This is a genomic window from Caldanaerovirga acetigignens (assembly GCF_900142995.1).
GTDB lineage: Bacteria > Bacillota > Thermosediminibacteria > Thermosediminibacterales > Thermosediminibacteraceae > Fervidicola > Fervidicola acetigignens.
Genome location: NZ_FRCR01000006.1, coordinates 77,112 through 94,001, shown reverse-complemented (window position 1 = coordinate 94,001; position 16,890 = coordinate 77,112). Strand labels below are relative to the sequence as shown.

28 protein-coding genes and 1 pseudogene are annotated in these 16,890 nt (G+C 36.9%); all 29 read left to right on the top strand.

The genetic code is table 11. The features are described from left to right. Positions 1–6: 6 nt before the first annotated feature. A complete protein-coding gene (locus BUB66_RS06155; protein WP_159431509.1) occupies positions 7–351 on the top strand; it encodes a type II secretion system protein in 345 nt (114 codons plus the stop codon). Positions 352–408: 57 nt separating this feature from the next. Further along, positions 409–825 (top strand): GspH/FimT family protein, encoded by a 417-nt coding sequence (locus BUB66_RS06150; protein ID WP_143156235.1) that lies wholly within the window; start codon positions 409–411, stop codon positions 823–825. Then, on the top strand, positions 809–1,192 hold the full coding sequence (locus tag BUB66_RS06145; RefSeq protein WP_073256248.1) for a type IV pilus modification PilV family protein: 384 nt from the start codon (positions 809–811) through the stop codon (positions 1,190–1,192). Before BUB66_RS06150 ends, BUB66_RS06145 begins: the two co-directional genes overlap by 17 nt. Further along, a pseudogene (locus BUB66_RS12720) lies at positions 1,155–1,259 on the top strand (prepilin-type N-terminal cleavage/methylation domain-containing protein); the annotation flags it as partial. The gene BUB66_RS06145 and the pseudogene BUB66_RS12720, both read left to right, overlap by 38 nt. Positions 1,260–1,262: 3 nt before the next feature. Then, entirely contained in the window at positions 1,263–1,643 is a 381-nt protein-coding gene (locus BUB66_RS06140; protein ID WP_244269770.1) for a prepilin-type cleavage/methylation domain-containing protein, read from the top strand. A gap of 22 nt (positions 1,644–1,665) precedes the next feature. Next, positions 1,666–1,938, top strand: coding sequence for a late competence development ComFB family protein (locus BUB66_RS06135; RefSeq protein ID WP_073256242.1), 273 nt, complete (start codon positions 1,666–1,668; stop codon positions 1,936–1,938). A gap of 14 nt (positions 1,939–1,952) precedes the next feature. After that, the gene (gene pilM / locus BUB66_RS06130) at positions 1,953–2,957 is read left to right on the top strand and encodes a pilus assembly protein PilM (RefSeq protein WP_073256239.1); all 1,005 of its coding nucleotides are present in this window, start codon (positions 1,953–1,955) and stop codon (positions 2,955–2,957) included. After that, positions 2,957–3,526 (top strand): PilN domain-containing protein, encoded by a 570-nt coding sequence (locus BUB66_RS06125; protein WP_073256236.1) that lies wholly within the window; start codon positions 2,957–2,959, stop codon positions 3,524–3,526. The genes pilM and BUB66_RS06125 overlap by 1 nt, the downstream gene beginning before the upstream one ends. Then, a complete protein-coding gene (gene pilO, locus BUB66_RS06120) occupies positions 3,501–4,037 on the top strand; it encodes a type 4a pilus biogenesis protein PilO (protein WP_073256233.1) in 537 nt (178 codons plus the stop codon). Before BUB66_RS06125 ends, pilO begins: the two co-directional genes overlap by 26 nt. A 107-nt stretch (positions 4,038–4,144) precedes the next feature. Further along, complete coding sequence (locus BUB66_RS06115; RefSeq protein WP_073256230.1) at positions 4,145–5,218, top strand: M24 family metallopeptidase; 1,074 nt, start codon at positions 4,145–4,147, stop codon at positions 5,216–5,218. 36 nt (positions 5,219–5,254) lie between these two features. After that, positions 5,255–5,812, top strand: coding sequence for an elongation factor P (gene efp / locus BUB66_RS06110; protein ID WP_073256227.1), 558 nt, complete (start codon positions 5,255–5,257; stop codon positions 5,810–5,812). A gap of 23 nt (positions 5,813–5,835) precedes the next feature. Further along, a complete protein-coding gene (locus BUB66_RS06105) occupies positions 5,836–6,297 on the top strand; it encodes a CD1247 N-terminal domain-containing protein (protein ID WP_073256224.1) in 462 nt (153 codons plus the stop codon). 102 nt (positions 6,298–6,399) lie between these two features. Then, positions 6,400–7,503, top strand: coding sequence for a stage III sporulation protein AA (gene spoIIIAA / locus BUB66_RS06100; protein WP_084098838.1), 1,104 nt, complete (start codon positions 6,400–6,402; stop codon positions 7,501–7,503). Further along, positions 7,415–7,933, top strand: coding sequence for a stage III sporulation protein SpoIIIAB (gene spoIIIAB / locus BUB66_RS06095; protein ID WP_073256222.1), 519 nt, complete (start codon positions 7,415–7,417; stop codon positions 7,931–7,933). Before spoIIIAA ends, spoIIIAB begins: the two co-directional genes overlap by 89 nt. Positions 7,934–7,963: 30 nt before the next feature. After that, complete coding sequence (spoIIIAC, locus tag BUB66_RS06090) at positions 7,964–8,161, top strand: stage III sporulation protein AC (RefSeq protein WP_073256220.1); 198 nt, start codon at positions 7,964–7,966, stop codon at positions 8,159–8,161. A gap of 12 nt (positions 8,162–8,173) precedes the next feature. Continuing rightward, entirely contained in the window at positions 8,174–8,560 is a 387-nt protein-coding gene (gene spoIIIAD, locus BUB66_RS06085; RefSeq protein WP_073256218.1) for a stage III sporulation protein AD, read from the top strand. A gap of 4 nt (positions 8,561–8,564) precedes the next feature. Next, a complete protein-coding gene (spoIIIAE, locus tag BUB66_RS06080; RefSeq protein WP_244269769.1) occupies positions 8,565–9,722 on the top strand; it encodes a stage III sporulation protein AE in 1,158 nt (385 codons plus the stop codon). Positions 9,723–9,726: 4 nt separating this feature from the next. Beyond that, positions 9,727–10,317, top strand: a complete 591-nt coding sequence (gene spoIIIAF / locus BUB66_RS06075) for a stage III sporulation protein AF (RefSeq protein ID WP_073256214.1) — start codon at positions 9,727–9,729, stop codon at positions 10,315–10,317. Next, complete coding sequence (locus BUB66_RS06070; RefSeq protein WP_073256212.1) at positions 10,317–10,916, top strand: hypothetical protein; 600 nt, start codon at positions 10,317–10,319, stop codon at positions 10,914–10,916. Before spoIIIAF ends, BUB66_RS06070 begins: the two co-directional genes overlap by 1 nt. A gap of 59 nt (positions 10,917–10,975) precedes the next feature. Then, positions 10,976–11,470: a SpoIIIAH-like family protein gene (locus tag BUB66_RS06065; RefSeq protein ID WP_244269768.1), complete on the top strand. Its 495-nt coding sequence runs from the start codon at positions 10,976–10,978 to the stop codon at positions 11,468–11,470. A gap of 92 nt (positions 11,471–11,562) precedes the next feature. Then, on the top strand, positions 11,563–11,940 hold the full coding sequence (locus tag BUB66_RS06060) for an Asp23/Gls24 family envelope stress response protein (RefSeq protein WP_073256210.1): 378 nt from the start codon (positions 11,563–11,565) through the stop codon (positions 11,938–11,940). A 48-nt stretch (positions 11,941–11,988) separates the two neighbouring features. Continuing rightward, positions 11,989–12,528 (top strand): alkaline shock response membrane anchor protein AmaP, encoded by a 540-nt coding sequence (amaP, locus tag BUB66_RS06055; protein WP_073256208.1) that lies wholly within the window; start codon positions 11,989–11,991, stop codon positions 12,526–12,528. Between the two features lie 5 nt (positions 12,529–12,533). Further along, positions 12,534–12,749 carry a DUF2273 domain-containing protein gene (locus BUB66_RS06050; RefSeq protein WP_073256206.1) on the top strand — a complete coding sequence of 72 codons (216 nt, stop codon included), beginning with the start codon at positions 12,534–12,536 and terminating at the stop codon, positions 12,747–12,749. 15 nt (positions 12,750–12,764) lie between these two features. After that, positions 12,765–13,187: a transcription antitermination factor NusB gene (nusB, locus tag BUB66_RS06045; RefSeq protein WP_073256203.1), complete on the top strand. Its 423-nt coding sequence runs from the start codon at positions 12,765–12,767 to the stop codon at positions 13,185–13,187. A gap of 17 nt (positions 13,188–13,204) precedes the next feature. Then, positions 13,205–14,437 (top strand): exodeoxyribonuclease VII large subunit, encoded by a 1,233-nt coding sequence (gene xseA, locus BUB66_RS06040; protein ID WP_073256200.1) that lies wholly within the window; start codon positions 13,205–13,207, stop codon positions 14,435–14,437. Continuing rightward, positions 14,424–14,654 carry an exodeoxyribonuclease VII small subunit gene (locus BUB66_RS06035; RefSeq protein ID WP_073256197.1) on the top strand — a complete coding sequence of 77 codons (231 nt, stop codon included), beginning with the start codon at positions 14,424–14,426 and terminating at the stop codon, positions 14,652–14,654. Before xseA ends, BUB66_RS06035 begins: the two co-directional genes overlap by 14 nt. Before the next feature lie 2 nt (positions 14,655–14,656). Beyond that, on the top strand, positions 14,657–15,547 hold the full coding sequence (locus tag BUB66_RS06030; RefSeq protein ID WP_073256416.1) for a polyprenyl synthetase family protein: 891 nt from the start codon (positions 14,657–14,659) through the stop codon (positions 15,545–15,547). Between the two features lie 181 nt (positions 15,548–15,728). Further along, a complete protein-coding gene (locus BUB66_RS12630; RefSeq protein WP_280144541.1) occupies positions 15,729–15,863 on the top strand; it encodes a hypothetical protein in 135 nt (44 codons plus the stop codon). 410 nt (positions 15,864–16,273) lie between these two features. After that, a complete protein-coding gene (locus BUB66_RS06025; protein WP_198409383.1) occupies positions 16,274–16,888 on the top strand; it encodes a hypothetical protein in 615 nt (204 codons plus the stop codon). Positions 16,889–16,890 lie beyond the last annotated feature (2 nt).

The following is a 16,890-nucleotide window of genomic DNA, read 5'->3' as shown; positions in this document are numbered from 1 at the left end:
TTTTTATTGGCAAATAAAAGAGAAAGAGGTTTTACGTTGCTTGAGCTGCTCATAGTCATAGCAATTATTGCTTTGGTTCTAACAGTTGCTGTTCCTAGCGTATCAGGCTTGATAAATGAGTCTAAACAAAAAATAGCTAAAACTAATGAGAGCATAATCAAAAACAGCCTTGAAATGTATTATACCGCATACGAAAAATATCCAGTAGGCGATATAAATGACTTAAAAACAGCTTTAGTCCCGACTTACTTAAGTCAAGAAAGCTGGGATAAGATGATAGGAAAGTTTGACATAAATTATAGTTCTTCAGACGGTGCCAGTTTCAATTTAACAGTAAACCCCAAAAATTAAATTCTATCTCTTGAGGTGACACAATTGAGAATAAAGTTAGACTCCAAAGGCTTCACGTTGATAGAAACTATTACGGCAGCAGCAATTTTCTTTGCTATTTATTTTTGTGTCATTCCTAATATGAAGGATATTATGGAAAGTTTTAAACTGCAACTTGCAGCTCAAAAATTGTCCCAAGATATAAGAACTATCCAACAACAGGCAATTGCCGAAGGCGAAAACTACAAAATCCTATTTGACGTGTACAGGCGTGACAATTATCAAATACTTAAGGGTTTTAAGTCATCAAGAGTATTTTTGCCGAAAGGAATTTCTTTTTTGTGGACTAATTTTCCTGATAACACATTGATATTTACTCCTTCTGGAGCACCACACCAGGGGGGTACAGTATCTATGAAGAATCAAAAGAAAAGACTTTATATCATCATAACTGTGGCTACAGGAAGAGTGAGAATTAGTGAAACTGCCCCTTAATAATAATAGAGCGGATAAAGGTTTTACTTTACTCGAAATGGCGGTAGCTGTTGCAATTCTGGGGATTGTGGTTGCATCATTAGTTGGTCTTTTTGTCCAGAGCCTTTTCGCGTCAAAATATAGCAAGGAGATTACTGCGGCTACATTACTAGCCCAGGAGAAAATAGAAGAAATTAAAAGTTTGTCCTTTGAAGAACTTCAAAAAGATGAAGGACTTGCAGAAGAAACTGTGGAATTGAGCGGGATAGAATTTATTCTTTGCAAAAATATTGAAAAAGTTAACGATGTTTTGATGAAAATTAGCGTGGAGGTGAGAACAAAAAATAACAATGGACTTAGAATCGTCACGTATCGCGGGAAATTTTAGAAACGAAAAAGGAATGACCCTTATCGAACTGATACTATCAGCAGCAATATTGTCCCATTTATTAGTTGCATTGTATACATTCCTTGTGACAGGAATGAAAATATATAATCAAAGTTGGGAAGATTTGTCGAACCTGCAAAATGCTCGCTATGCAATGAATAGACTTTCAATTGCGATATCGCAGGCAAGAGATGTCAAGGTTGTATCAAATAGCAAAATAGAAATAACGTTGGCAGACTGCTCCAAAGTTTATTATTACTTGGAATACGGAACGCTGTACCGGGAAAAAAACGGTGGGAAAAATCCAGTAGCGGAACTTTCCTTCCTTGAATTCCGACAGAATTCAGATTCCAAAGTTGTGAAAATTGTACTAAAAGCTGGTAAAGAAAGAGACATTACTTTCAAAACATCCGTAACCCCTTTCGGGGCTTTAATTAGAGGACAGCCTTGAATCTCCGGAGGTGAAGAAAAAAATGGAGAAAAAGTTGTGGCTAAAAAATTATATGGAAGACGTGGTATTTTCTCTTTTGGATGGACTGATAAACGAAAAAGATGCGTGCAACTGCGAAAGATGTAGGTACGATATCGCGGCTATAGCATTAAACAATTTACCTCCTAAATACGTCGTAACAAAAAGCGGCGAAGTTTTTGCAAAAACGCAATTATTGAATCAGCAATTTAAGACCAATGCAGTGGTCGAAATACTAAAAGCTATAGAGATTGTCCGGAATAATCCGCACCATTGATGAAAGGTGAAATTATGTTAAAATTTTCGAGATATGCCGGAATTGATATGGGGAATAAAACTATAAAGATTGTTCAACTAGAAAAATATAAAAATAAAATAAGAATAAAAAATATATTGTCTATTCCTAATCGTTCGCAGAATCCATTTTATTCAAAGGAAGCATTGAGCGAAAACCTGAATGCTGTGTTTGACCTTATAAAAGATCATCTAAGAAAACAGAAAATAACTATTGGCATTCCGAACGATAGAGTGCTTTATAAAAAAATAGAACTGCCCAAAATGAGACCTGGAGAACTAAAACAAGCTATTTTGTGGGAGAAAAGGGAATTATTAGCACAATTGGAAGGAGAATATGTCGTAGACTATGAAGTGATAGAAACCCACGCCAATTCTTATGAAATTTTAATGGCTGCATCGTTAAAAGGAGAAGTAATGGAATACGTTAACATCGCTGAAAAATTTGGGCTAGCTCTTGAAGCCATAGATATCTATCCGCTTTCAATTGCACGGGTATTTAAATCCTCGTTTGCAGAACATAATCTGGTAGTAGTCGACATTGGCGCTTCAAGGACTGAAATTACACTTTTTGATTGCGGCAAGGTAGATTTTACTTATTCAGTTCCTATAGGTGGCAATGCTATGACAAAATTAATAGCTAAATTCCTTTCACTCGATGAGTTCGATGCAGAATCAATCAAAATAAATCCTGGAAATTATCAAAGCGAGGTTAAAGAATGCCTTGCCCCTTTAATTCATCATTTGACGCTTCAGATAATTAGATGTATAAAGCATTTTCAACAAAGAAAAGGTGAGGAAGTGAAAACCGCCGTTTTTACTGGCGGCGGGGGAAAGCTATTGGGGTTGAGAGACTATTTTTTCAATGAAACGCGAATAGAAGTACTACTGGCCGATGAGATCGACTTTCCTTATATTGAAATAGACCCAATTTTGAAAAGTGCTTTTGATAAGATGGAATTTTCGTGTGCTTTAGGTTATGCCTTGAGAGGAGCATTCTAGTGCACAAATTGAATCTGATACCCGAAGAATACTTAAAAACTGGCAGGAAAAAACGAATAAAACTGTCATTTATCTTTTCGGGACTTGTTTTATTTATTTTTATGACGGTTAGTGTCTTGAGATATAATTCCTTGTTATCAAAGTTAAAAATTGAACTCGAAGAATTGAACAAGTCTATTTTCTTTTATCGTTCTTCTTTTGGTTCTGGAAAGGATGCAGAAAAACTCTATTTAGATTTACAGGAAAGAACGAAAATAATAAATGCACTATTGAAAGATAGAGTAGTAATGTCCGAGCACCTCCGAAAAATATTGGAAACGCCTCCTCCTGGTACGATTTTGACTTCTATCGATATAGATGACGACGGAAGTGGCGTAATAAAGGGGATTTCCCCCGAATATTCGTCTATTGCGTATGTAATTGAAAATCTTAAGAATAACAACGATGTAATATCTAAAGCACACCTTGGATTTATAGAAAAAGAATCAGAAAAAAATTTTTATACTTTCGAGATAATTTTCCACGTCCGGGGGGATGATTTCATTGAGAAACAAATTAACTCGACGTGAAAAAATTTTATTGTCTTTATTTTTTATAACCTGTACTTTTATTGTTTTTTACAAAATAAGTTACGGATGGATAGAAAAGTACCTCTTTACAAAAGCCGAAGTGCAGCAGAAAAGAGCAGTTCTCTCCCTGTTGCAGGGGATTTACAGCAATAAAGATAGCATAGATGAAGTGATTGAAACTAGTTTAGTGAAACTCCCTTCGGATGATGAAATATCTACCTACATTGTTAAGTTAGAAAACTGGGCTAGGGCTGAAAATATTAGCCTTCTTAGCATAAAACCTGGAGAAATTGTGGAGAATGGTAAAAGAAAGGTAAAAGTTATTCCAGTTGAAATCACATTGGAAGGTAAAAGAGATTCTTTTATAAGATTTTTAAACTACATGGAAAGTTTTGAAAGAATAAGTAAGGTAAGTCGAGTAATAATGGAATATACGGGTAAAGCTGACTTATGGAAAAGTACATTAACAGTAAATCTTTTTTATTATCCAATGCAGGATGCAACTCATTAAAAAAATGGCATCTTCAAAAGTACCTATTCAAATAGTGGGAAATATGGTAATATAATAGGAGATTTGTTGAGTTCTATTGTGCAAGGCAAAATTTAGGGGGTCGCACAATGTATCGAACGAGAATCAGCAATTTACGCAAGAAGTTAGTAGATGAAGGTTTTGATTCGATGCTTATACTTAAACCTGAAAACCAATATTATCTTTGTGGATTCGATGGTGAAGGTTTTCTTGTGATAGGTAAAGAACGCGATATTATTTTAACTGACTTTCGCTATGTCGAAGAAACAAAAAGCAAAACAGCCGATATGGAGGTAATAGAACTAAAATATGACGTTACCCCTTATGAAAAACTTGCCCATGAATTGATGTCGACGGGGGTAAAGAAGATTGCTGTTGAAAGGCAGTATCTGACATTAAAGTCTTATGAAGAAATGAAAAGATTTTTTAATGAAATCGATATCATAAGCACGGAGAATCTTGTAGAGGAATTGAGAACGGTAAAGGACGAAACAGAACTTGATTTTATAAAACAAGCCCAATCAATTACCGATAAGACTTTTTCACATATTTTAGATTATATCCGCCCGGGCGTTTCTGAAAACGACATAGCCATTGAAATCGAATACTTTATGAAAAAAAGCGGAGCTGATGGACTCGCTTTCCCGACGATAGTAGCTTCAGGGCCGAGAAGTTCACTTCCGCACGGAAAACCTACCGCTAGAAAGCTTGAAGTTGGTGATTTTCTGACAATAGATTTCGGTGCAAAATTTAATCACTACTGTTCGGATATGACTCGAACAGTTTTTTTGGGCAAATTGGATAAAGAAAAGGAGAGAATATATAATATTGTCCTCGAGGCGCAAAAAAAAGCGTTAGAACATATCAAAGCAGGAGTTCCTTGTAAAGAGGTGGATAAAATAGCAAGAGAGTATATTGAAAAAAAAGGATTTGGCCAAAATTTCGGCCATGGTTTGGGTCATGGAGTGGGATTAGAAGTGCATGAGGCTCCAAGACTCAGTCCAAAAGGCGATGGTTGCCTTTTACCGGGGATGGTGGTTACTGTTGAACCCGGAATTTATGTGGAAGGTTTTGGTGGAGTGAGGATTGAAGATTTGGTAATAGTTACTAATGATGGTTGCATAAATTTAACTCAATCGCCGAAAGACATAATTTGCCTATGACAAAACTTTAAAATTTCAAAGAATGGAGGTAGAGTCATGATTTCCACAAATGATTTAAGACCTGGTATAACTGTTGAAATTGATGGAGAAGTTTATATGGTCATTGATTTCCAGCACGTAAAACCCGGAAAAGGGGCGGCATTTGTAAGGACAAAAATAAAAAATGTTAAAACAGGGCAAGTTTTTGAACGCAACTTTAGAGCGGGTGAAAAGTTAAACAGAGCAATAGTAGAAAGAAAAACTATGCAGTATTTATATCAGGCTAGCGATACATACTATTTTATGGATACTAAGACTTACGAACAGATTCCTCTTACTAAGGAACAACTGGGTGACGCTATACTGTATCTGAAAGAAAACCTTGAAGTAATTGTAATGTTTTACGAAGGAGTACCTATTGGCGTTGAATTGCCGACTTTTGTGGAACTGACCGTGGTTGACACCGAACCAGGATTCAAAGGTGATACTGCTACAGGCGGTTCAAAACCTGCCACCTTAGAAACTGGAGCGGTAATTCAAGTGCCTCTATTTATAGAAAAGGGTGATGTAGTGAGGGTAGATACTAGGACCGGTGAATATTTAAGCCGAGTCTAAATAAAATACGGGGAGGAAATAAAATGGATAATTTAAAGTCAAGGGTTTCATACCTAAAAGGATTAGCCGATGGACTAGGATTGGATGAGTCAAAAGAAAAAAGGCTGTTAATAGAAATAGTAAAAGTATTGGAAGAAATGGCTGAAGCAATTGATGACCTGCGGGCATTTTCTGAAGCTACCCAAGAATATGTGGAAAGCATCGATGAAGATCTAGGCCAGTTGGAACATGATTTTTATGGCGATGAAGATTCAGATTATGATTTTGAAGAAGATGAAGACTATGAGGAAGATTATGATGATGAATATGAAGACGAATATGAAGAAGACTACGATGAAGATGAATACGATGACCTAGATGAGGATTTGCGAGAAATTGAGTGTCCAAAATGCCATGAAATCATATTCATAGACGAAAATCTCATTGATGAAGAGGGAAAAGCAGAATGTCCCAATTGCAAGGCAGAAATAAGAGTTGAAAAATAACGGTTGAAGAGCAAAGAGGGTAAAAAGCCCTCTTTTTTTTATGTTTTACAGTCATATTGTAAGTATCAAGAAAATATAAATTAAAAAAGGAGGGACAAGAGTTTGCAAGAGCAAAGAGAAAAAAATCCATTGGAAGTCCTAGAAAAACACATAGCGCCCATACTTCCCTTGACAATAAGAAGCGTATTTTTCAAACTACCGCCTGAAAGATTAGAAAAGGTTGAAGAGGTAAGACTGCGTCGGCGGAAACCACTTATGGTGGTCGAAGGAAGAAATGATTACATGTTGGCGCCAGATGGTTCCATTACTGATAACCCAGACAATGCATATATTGTGAACGATAACGATGCGGAAAAGACTCTGCAATTAATTAGCCAAAGTTCTATTTATGCCTGGGAGGAAGAGATAAAAAACGGCTTTATTACATTGAAAGGAGGCCATCGAGTAGGAATCGTTGGCAAAATAGTGGTGGAAGCAGGGAAAATCAAAACGATTAAACATATATCCGGATTTAATATAAGAATTGCAAGGGAAATTTTGGGTGCTGCGGACAAAATAATTCCATTTGTATTGAATGAAAAAGGCGAGTTTTTAAATACGATGATAATTTCGCCGCCTAAAGCGGGAAAAACGACTTTACTGAGGGATTTAATAAGGCAGCTCAGTTCTGGAAATTCTAAACTGGGCTATAAAGGTTTTAAGGTCGGATTAGTCGATGAGCGATCTGAAATAGCTTGTTGTTACGAAGGAGTGCCTCAAAATGATGTAGGAATACGCACAGATGTCCTTGATAGATGCCCGAAGGCATTAGGAATTATGATGCTTCTAAGGTCTATGTCTCCAGAAATAATAGCTACCGACGAGATTGGAAGGTCTGAAGATGTGGAGGCTTTGGAAGAGGCAATAAATACGGGAGTCAAACTGTTAACGACTGCCCATGGCACAGATTTAGAAGATTTGAAAAGAAGGCCTACCATACGGAAATTAATAGAAAACCAATTCTTCGATAGGTATCTTGTTTTGGGGTTCAGCGACGGAATAGGCACGTTAGAAAAAGTGGTTGAGGGTAAAGATTTTAGAGTTATATACGAACGGAACGAAAAGGGGGAAGAAAAAAATGTTAAAGTTAATAGGAAGTGCATTGGTGATTTTTTCTTGCACGATGATAGGGCTTATTATGGCGGGATATTACCAACACAGGCCTAAAGCTTTGCGAAACTTTCAAACAGCCTTATCCATGCTGGAAACGGAAATTGATTTCGGTCAATCCCCCCTACCGGAGGCTTTAAACAATATAAGCAAAAGGTGCGATCCAACTACTTCTATGTTTTTAAGAAAAGTCCGTCAACTTTTACTTTCAATGGAAGGATATACGGCTTCTGAAGCTTGGGAAATGTCGCTTAATGAGTTCAAATCTCAAATTCCATTAAACGATTCTGACTATGAAATACTAACTTCTTTTGGCAAGTACCTTGGTTCCTCAGATAAGGAAGATCAGATAAGAAATTTAAAGCTGACATTGTCACAATTGAAGCAACAGGAAAATTTGGCTCTGGAAGAAAAAAGGAAAAACGAAAAATTGTGGAAATATTTAGGCGTATTAACTGGTCTGATGCTGGTCTTATTGCTGTATTAACCCCCAGATTATTTTGAGAGGTGTCATTATATGGACGTAGACGTTCTATTTAAGATAGCGGGGATTGGTATAGTTATCTCGATTTTAAGCAAAGTCCTCGATGAAGCTGGACGAAAAGAACAAGCCCAAATGACTACTCTCGTAGGGGTAGTAATAGTGCTCATGATGGTCATCCAGATGATAAGCAGACTTTTTGACAATGTAAAATCAATCTTCCACTTGTATTGAGGAGATGGAGACATGGAAATTGTACAAATTGTTGGAATTGGCTTGATAACAGCCGTTTTTGTAGTATTATTGAGGGAAGAAAGGCCTGAAATAGCCTTACTTATTAGCATAATAGCGGGGATTTTTGTTTTTCTTTTGATGCTAAACAAAATTGCCACTGTCCTAAGTCTTCTACAAAATATGGCGGCGAGGGCAAATATAGACTTTATCTATTTAAGTGCAATACTTAAAATCATAGGTATTGCTTACGTAGCAGAATTTGGAGCTCAAATTTGCAGGGATGCAGGTTCATCCTCCATAGCTACGAAAATAGAATTTGCCGCAAAAATTATAATTATGCTTCTTTCAATACCGATCCTCATGTCGGTTCTTGAACTTTTGTTGAAAATTCTCCATTGAAAAGGTGATTGTTTTGAGAAGAGCTTTACCTTGGCTTTTGTTAATTTTGCTGATAACTCAACAAATGGCTTTTGCTGCTAATAATATAGAGAATCAGTTGGAAGACCTTGATATAAGAGAAATTAACGAGTTTATAAACGAATTCAACCGTGAATACGGGAGTTATTTTTATTTAGGTGATTTAAAAGATCTTTTGAATTCACCTAAGAAAGATCAAAACATCGATTTTAAATCTTTATTTGAAGGGATAATGCGGTATATATTTCATGAAATCACGGCAAATTACAGTTTACTTGTAAAATTGATTGCACTTTCTTTGATTAGCTCTGTTTTAAAAAATCTTTATTATGGATTTGAAAAAGATAATATAGGGAAAATGGCTTACAGCGCGGTTTTATTAGTTTTGGTGTTATTAGCTATTCAGAGTTTTACGATTGCCATTGAAACAGGGCAAGAAGCGATAAATAAAATGGTTTCATTTGTGCAAGCCATAATGCCAACAGTATTTACTTTACTTGCTGCAGTTGGAGGAATAACTTCAGCAAGTGTATTTAATCCTATCATTTTCATTGGGATTACCGCTGCAAGCACATGGTTTAAAGACATAATTCTTCCTGTAATTTTTTTGATTTCTGTCTTGAGCTTGGTTAATAATATTACCGACAGTTTTCACGTTTCCCAGCTCGCACATCTATTGAAGCAGTTGTGTGTATTTTTGATAGGGCTTTTTTTGAGTGTTTTTTTAGGTATAATGGTAGTCCAAGGGGCGACGGCTGCTACTGTTGACGGGATAACTATAAGGACGGCAAAGTTCGCATCGAAAAATTTTATGCCTATCGTTGGAGGCATATTTTCCGATGCATTAGATGCAGTAGTGGGCTATTCGATTATATTGAAAAATACAATAGGATTAATTGGATTGTTGACATTATTTCTAATAACAATTTTTCCTGTGATAAAAATCTTATCGATTATTTTCATATACCGTTTGAGCGCAGCAATCATACAGCCAGTCGGTGAAGATGCAATGGTAAGATGTTTAAACGATATAGGCAATTCGTTGACTCTTGTATTTATTTCCGTTGCATCGGTATCCATGATGTTCTTCATCGCTATAACGATTGTGTTAGCCGCAGGAAATTTTTCGATTATGCTGAGGTGATGTTGTGGTTGCCGGTTTAAGTTCGTGGATTAAACAGGTAATTTTAGTTGTAATCTTTACATTGTTTGTGGAATTACTCATGCCCAGCAACGAGTTGCGAAAATATATAAAAGTTACCTTGGGGATAATTGTGATAATTGCTATATTAAATCCGATAATATCACTTCTAAAAGCCGATAAATTTTTTGATGGTATACAATTAAAAGCCATGGTATACCTTAATGAGGATTCAATTTCTAATCAGGCAGAAAAATTAAAACAAGAACATATTAAAATGGCATTGGAATTATTTGAGAAAGAGCTTGAAAAAAAACTCGTTCGACAGCTTAAACAAATTACCTCTCTTGCGGTTTGCAAAACAGATGTTAAATTAAACCAAGACGGGAGTATTAAAGAAATTCACCTAGTAATTAATAAAGAGTCTATACGACATCCTAAAAATGTGGAAAAAGTATTTGTAAGCCTAGATTCGCAGCCTAGTAATATTCCGAATAATAATTCGATGAAAGATGAAATCAAAAAAATAAAAGAATATTTGAGCGCTTTTTATGAAATTCCCGAAACAAACATTTCAGTAGAAATGGAGGGAAATTAATGGAAAGCGAAATTATAAAAAATTATATAAACATGTTCAAAAAAAATAAACATAACTCTGTTAGTTTTTTAATAATCATAGGGTTGATGGGGCTCTTAATGCTATCTTTTGCTAAAATTACATCGCAGGAAAAAGTGTTGGATAGGGCAGAATTAAGTCCCGTGGAATCCAAAGATGATTTAGTTTCAGATAACGACATACAACTTTTTCAGTCAGTAATAGAAAAAAGATTAGAGCAAATTTTGTCTCAAATAGAAGGCGCGGGGAGGGTTAAAGTTATGGTTACACTCGAAAGTGAGGGATATGTTGAACCAGCCTATAACTCGATTGACAATAAAAGAGTTACCGAGGAAAACGACAGCGAAGGAGGTGTCAGGTCAATTACAGAAATTCAGGCAAACAAGCAAGTAGTCCTTCTCAATAAAGGAGGCAAAGAAGAGCCTCTATTAGTAAAAAAAATAGAACCAACGGTAAAGGGAGTTTTGATAGTAGCCGAGGGAGGAAATTCCTCTCAAATAGTAGATAGGATAACAAAAGCCACATCTACTTTATTAGGTATCCCTCTTTATAAAATAAAGGTTTTACCATTTTCAAAATGAAAGGGAGTGAATTTATGATTTTGTTTAAACGCAAGGCTTTACTAATTGGTATTTTTATAATGTTACTGATAATTTCAATATACCTGCTCATGACTGAAAATTACCCCCAAGTAATTTATAGAGATAAGAGCCTCCCTGATGCCGAGAAAGTTTCATCTTTAAACCCTTCAATAAGTGAATCAGTAAGTACAAAAAATGGCTCCGAAAAAGACTTTTTCGTCGATTACCGGCTAGAAAGGGACCGTTTAAGGAGTCAGGAAGCCGATTATTTGCGCGAAATAATAAACAACCCCAATGCAAGCCAGGAATCTAAGGAAAAAGCTCAAAAAGATCTCATTGCGCTAGCAGAAAAAGTAGAAAAAGAAATGAATGTCGAAAACTTGATAAAAGCGAAGGGCTTTGAAGATGCGGTGATAATTATTTCAGGAGATTCAGCTAATGTTATAGTAAAATCGGAAGGACTCTCTACAAAAGAAGTGGCACAGATTACAGATATAGTAACCAGAACTACTGGGCTTTCCTTGGAAAAAATTACTATTGTGGAGAGAAAGTAATTGATGTAATTGTAATTTCTTCTGATTTTTGCTATAATTTAATCGTTCCTTTGGTTAAAGTTTACTAAAGCTGAAATTGGAGGGTGTTTTTAATGGAACCTACTAACGGAAAAGGCTCTGTAAAGATAACCGACGAAGTAGTTAGCATAATAGCTGGTCTTGCGGCAACGGAAGTTGAAGGAGTCGCCGGTATGAGCGGAGGTTTTGCAGGCGGAATTGCAGAAATGCTGGGGCGCAAAAATCTGTCAAAAGGCGTAAAAGTTCAGGTCGGAGAAAAAGAGGTAGTAGCGGACATATACATAATTGTGAATTACGGTGTTCGTATTCCCGAAGTGGCATGGAAGGTTCAGGAAAACGTAAAGAAAGCCATAGAAAACATGACGGGGCTTGCAGTAACAGAAGTAAATATTCATGTGCAAGGTGTAAATTTTGGTCAGCAGTCTAAAGAAGGTGAGGCAAAGGTGAAATAAAACCCCCTATTTTAGGGGGTTAATTTTCCATTTGAAAGGGGTATTCCGATGAGATTATTTGAGAGGGTAATTGTGTTTTTTATTTGCTTAGCCATGGTTGTAGTTTCTGTACTTGCTATATTATTTTCGATTAAATTTTTTTCACTGGATTATTTTTGGACAAGATTGGTATACTTTTACGGGCGCTGGGAAATGGGTATCGTAGCCGGAATATTTTTGGTCGGCAGTATATTTATTTTACTTTCCGGTTTTAGGAATAGAAAAATTCCAGAAAGCGTGATAAATAACGGTGAAATGGGAAGTGTTAGCATTTCTTTCAAGGCAGTCGAAAATTTAATCCTTAAGGCTGCTAATAACGTTGAAAGATTGAAAGACGTGAATGTTAAATTGAAGCCCAAAGAAGATTCCATTTCCATAGTTCTCAATGTGATAGTGGCTCCTGACACCAAAATTCCGGAACTTACTTGTGAATTGCAAAAGGTGGTAAAAGATTACGTAGAATCTATGGCAGGAATTTCAGTCAAGGAAATAAAGGTTAAGGTTGAAAATATCGCAATTCCTCAAAAACAAAAAAGCAGTAAGGGGTGAGAATTGTGGACTTTTTTTGGGAATTATGGGAGCATCACAGGGGTAAACTCATAGGTGCTATTATAGGATTTGGAATAGGTCTTTTAATATTAGTTTTCGGAGTCATAAAAGCCATTTTTCTTGTTTTTTGCGCTTTTTTAGGGTATTATATTGGCAAACACATAGATAAAAAGGAAGGATTGAGGGATATTCTTGATAAAATTTTACCGCCAGGCAGGTAAAGGAGTGCAGCAGCCTTGAGCAGAAAACTTGCAAGAGAATTAAGTTTTAAAATACTTTTTGCCATAGATGCCGGAGGAAATACTGTAGAGGAAGCTTTTAAAATTGCGGTAGATAAACCTTTAAACGAAGATGCGAAAGTATTCGTACTTAATGAGGTTAATGGAGTACTTGAAAGAAAAGAGCAAATAGATGATATAATTGATGATTACTCAATAGACTGGAGGGTGGAACGCCTTAATGTGTCAGACCGAAACATACTGAGAATAGCCATATACGAGATGTTTTTTTGTGATGATATCCCTTTGAGCGTTTCTATTAACGAGGCGGTAGAAATTGCCAAAAAATATGGGGATGCAAAATCTCCCCAGTTCGTAAACGGAGTTTTAGGCGCGGTGGCCCGGGACATAGAAAGATTGCGACCTAATTTTTCAGTCTAACTCTGGAGGAAGACGTTATGCATGGGCCTGTCCTCACGGTCAGCGAGCTCACTGGAATGATAAAATATTTGTTTGATTCCAACGAAATATTAAGGCAGGTTTATGTTCGGGGTGAAATTTCAAATTTTAAGTACCACCTTTCAGGTCACTTATATTTTGTTTTAAAAGATGAAAAGGCTCAAATCCGTTGTGTAATGTTTAAAAACCGAAGCATTTTGTTACCTTTCATGCCGGAAAATGGAATGAAAGTAATTGCTTTCGGCTACGTTACGGTGTACGAAAGAAACGGAGAATATCAGTTGTACGTAGACGATATGCAGCCCGACGGAATAGGCGCACTTTATTTGGCTTACGAAAAATTGAAGGAAAAATTGAAAAAAGAGGGCCTATTTGATATAAGTTCCAAAAAACCTATTCCTTTCTTACCCAAAAATATAGGGATTATAACTTCCCTAAACGGTGCGGCAATAAGAGACTTATTAACGGTTATACGGCGAAGATATCCAAATGTGAATATTCTGATAGCTCCGGTATCGGTTCAAGGGAAACAAGCTGCCGATGAAATTTGCGAGGCGATAAAGGACCTAAATAAGATAGTAAATCTAGATGTGATAATCCTGGGCCGTGGAGGAGGTTCGATAGAAGAACTGTGGACTTTTAACGAAGAAAAAGTGGCTCGGGCGATATATGGTTCTAGGATCCCGATAATTTCGGCAGTGGGTCACGAAACCGATTACACTATAGCTGATTTTGTTGCTGACAAAAGGGCACCTACGCCTTCAGCAGCGGGGGAAATGGTAGTTCCGGAAAAAAGACAACTACTTTCGGAAATAACACAAAGAAAGAAAAGATTGCTAGCTTCTGTTTGCGCGCTGATTAATTCAAGAAAGCAGGAAATTGAATACATAAAAAGATCTGTCGTATTTAAAAAACTTCGCTCGGAGATAGACAATAACCGGATTTTAATGGATTCTCTAATGAAAAGACTTGTAAGAGAAATTGTAAATCATCTGACAAATAAAAAAACCGATTTGAAATTTTTGGCAGGAAGGCTCAATATCTTAAGTCCCTTAGCTGTATTGGAGAGGGGATACAGTATATGTCAGAAGATCGAAGATTCTAAAATAGTAAAAAGAATAGAAGATGTGAAGGTCGGACAACAAATCAAAATAATCGTTTTAAACGGTCACTTAGTTTGTTGTGTAAAAAGTAAGGAGAAAAAAGGAGAGAAAAGTGATGCCGGATTATAAATACGAAGAAGCGATTGCCCGCCTTGAAGAGATTATCGAAAAGCTGGAACAAGGCAACCTCTCTTTGGAAGAATCGCTTTTGCTTTTCGAAGAAGGAATTAAACTTACAAAAATTTGCACAAAAATTTTAGACGAGGCAGAAGGGCGTGTACGGGTTTTGATAAAAGATTTAAACGGTCAAATAGATTTTAAAGATTTTGATGGAGGGTGTATATAGAATTGCGAAGTTTTGAAATTAAATTAAAAGAAATTGGGAAAATAATAGAAAAAGCTCTGGATAACTACTTGCCAAAATCAAATGAGTACCCGTCAAAAATTCATGAAGCCATGCGTTACAGCACCTTCAATGGTGGAAAGAGGATAAGACCTATTTTGACGATAAAAGCGGCGGAACTATTTGATTTGCCAGGTGAGAAAGTGTTGCCTACTGCATGTGGAATAGAAATGATACACACTTATTCCCTCATTCACGACGACTTACCAGTGATGGATAACGACGATTTCCGAAGGGGAAAACCCACTTGCCATAAAGTATTCGGTGATGCCATAGCGATGTTAGCAGGAGATGCTTTGCTGACTTTAGCGTTCAGAACAATAGCTAAAAATGCTCAAATCGAAGGCATATCACTGAAAGCTGTGATAGAAGTTATAGATAGAATATCTTTGGCTTCCGGAAGCTTGGGTATGATTGGAGGTCAAACTATAGATATATTATCGCAAGGCATTGAAATAGATGAAGACACTTTGTTTTATATGGACAGCCATAAAACCGGTTGTCTTATAAGGGCAGCTTTGTGGTCTGGAGCAAGATTGGCAGAAGCTCCGGCATCAGCCCTGGATAAATTAGATAAATTAGGAGAAAAAATCGGTCTTATATTTCAAATAGTCGATGACCTTCTGGACGTGCACGGGGATGAAAAAAAATTAGGGAAGCCCGTAGGAAGCGACATAAAGAACAAGAAAAATACTTTCTTGAGTATTTTCGGGTACGAAAAATCAAAGAAGCTGGTGAAGGTTCTTTCCGATGAGTCAAAAGAAATAGCGAGCGAATTTAAAAACAGTAGATTTTTTATGCAGTTCATCGATTTTCTTGTTGAAAGGCAGTATTAGTTATTTAATTGATTTTAGCTAGACACTAAGAAACAAAGTGCGATTTGAAGTTAAGGAATTATTTTTGTTATAATATACTTCAGTAGTACATTTCGGAATTAAGGTGGAACAGGTGGTGCAGTATTCTAGTCGAAATCTTCTTCTCTGAAGACGGGGCTAAAAATCCGTCGAGGGCACATCGATGAAGTTCCTTGTGCTGGCTTTCGACGCCCAGTCGGGGGTTGGTGCAGGGAGTAAGGGAGTGGGGCAACCTGCAAAGGCATGCGGGCGTTTGACCCTACTCCCGTGGAGACCTAAGTGCGTGATGGAAGGCTAAAAGCCTCCTGTTACGGCTTAGGGCGTGAACCTGCATCCGATACAAACCGTGTTGGGTGCAGTGTAGCCTGCCTTGAGCGGGAAGGGTGGAAAAAGGGAAAACGCATTTAAACTGGCCATTTAAATGCGGCTTAATTACCTTTGAAACCCTTACTGCAAAAGAGGCTAGGAGAAGGTGGATTTCGGTGAGGAAAACTCCTAGACTGTTCCAAAAGGAAGTGGACTGAGGATTGCAGTGCGGACTAAGTGGCAATCCAGCCCTGCCTTTGGCGACAAGGCAGAGAGAGGCGTAAAGGGGAACCGCCTTTTCCGGCGACGGGAGGTGCTTCTCTGGGAAATCCTGCTGGACCTAAGCCGCAAAATTTACTCAGTTCACTACCTCCTGTTCCACCTCGTTTGGGGTGAGTTTTTTTGAGTAATTTAAGTAAAAACAATAATAAAAAAATCACGTGCAAAAAAAACAACGGAGGACCAAAAGCTAGATGGATTTATAAAGTATTGGTATTAACTTTTGGGCTTTCCGTTTTTTTTAGCTTTATTTCGGAGACATTAATGGATAAGTTGAATTTAATCTTATCATTTTTTATTTTGTCCTGCATAGTGTTCATAGGGATAATATTTGATATCATAGGAATTGCGGTTACTTCTGCAGAGGAGACACCTTTTCATGCAATGGCAGCTCATAAAATTCCTGGGGGGAAAGAGGGAGTACGGCTTATTAGAAATGCTGATATAGTGTCAAATTTTTGTAATGATGTCATTGGCGATATCTCAGGGATAATAAGCGGTGCAGCAGGCGCTTCAATAGTAGCGAAGATAATTAACGGTAAAAATGACGTGCCGGAAATTATAATAAGCACTTTAATCGCTGGAACGATTTCAACAATTACAGTAGGTGGAAAGGCTTTAGGTAAAAGTTTAGCTATAAAAAAATCCAAGGAAATAGTCTATAAGGTCGCGTATATTTTCCATTTTTTAAAAAAACGTTTCGGAATTGAATTGTTTCCCCAAAAATCAGGTAAGTAATG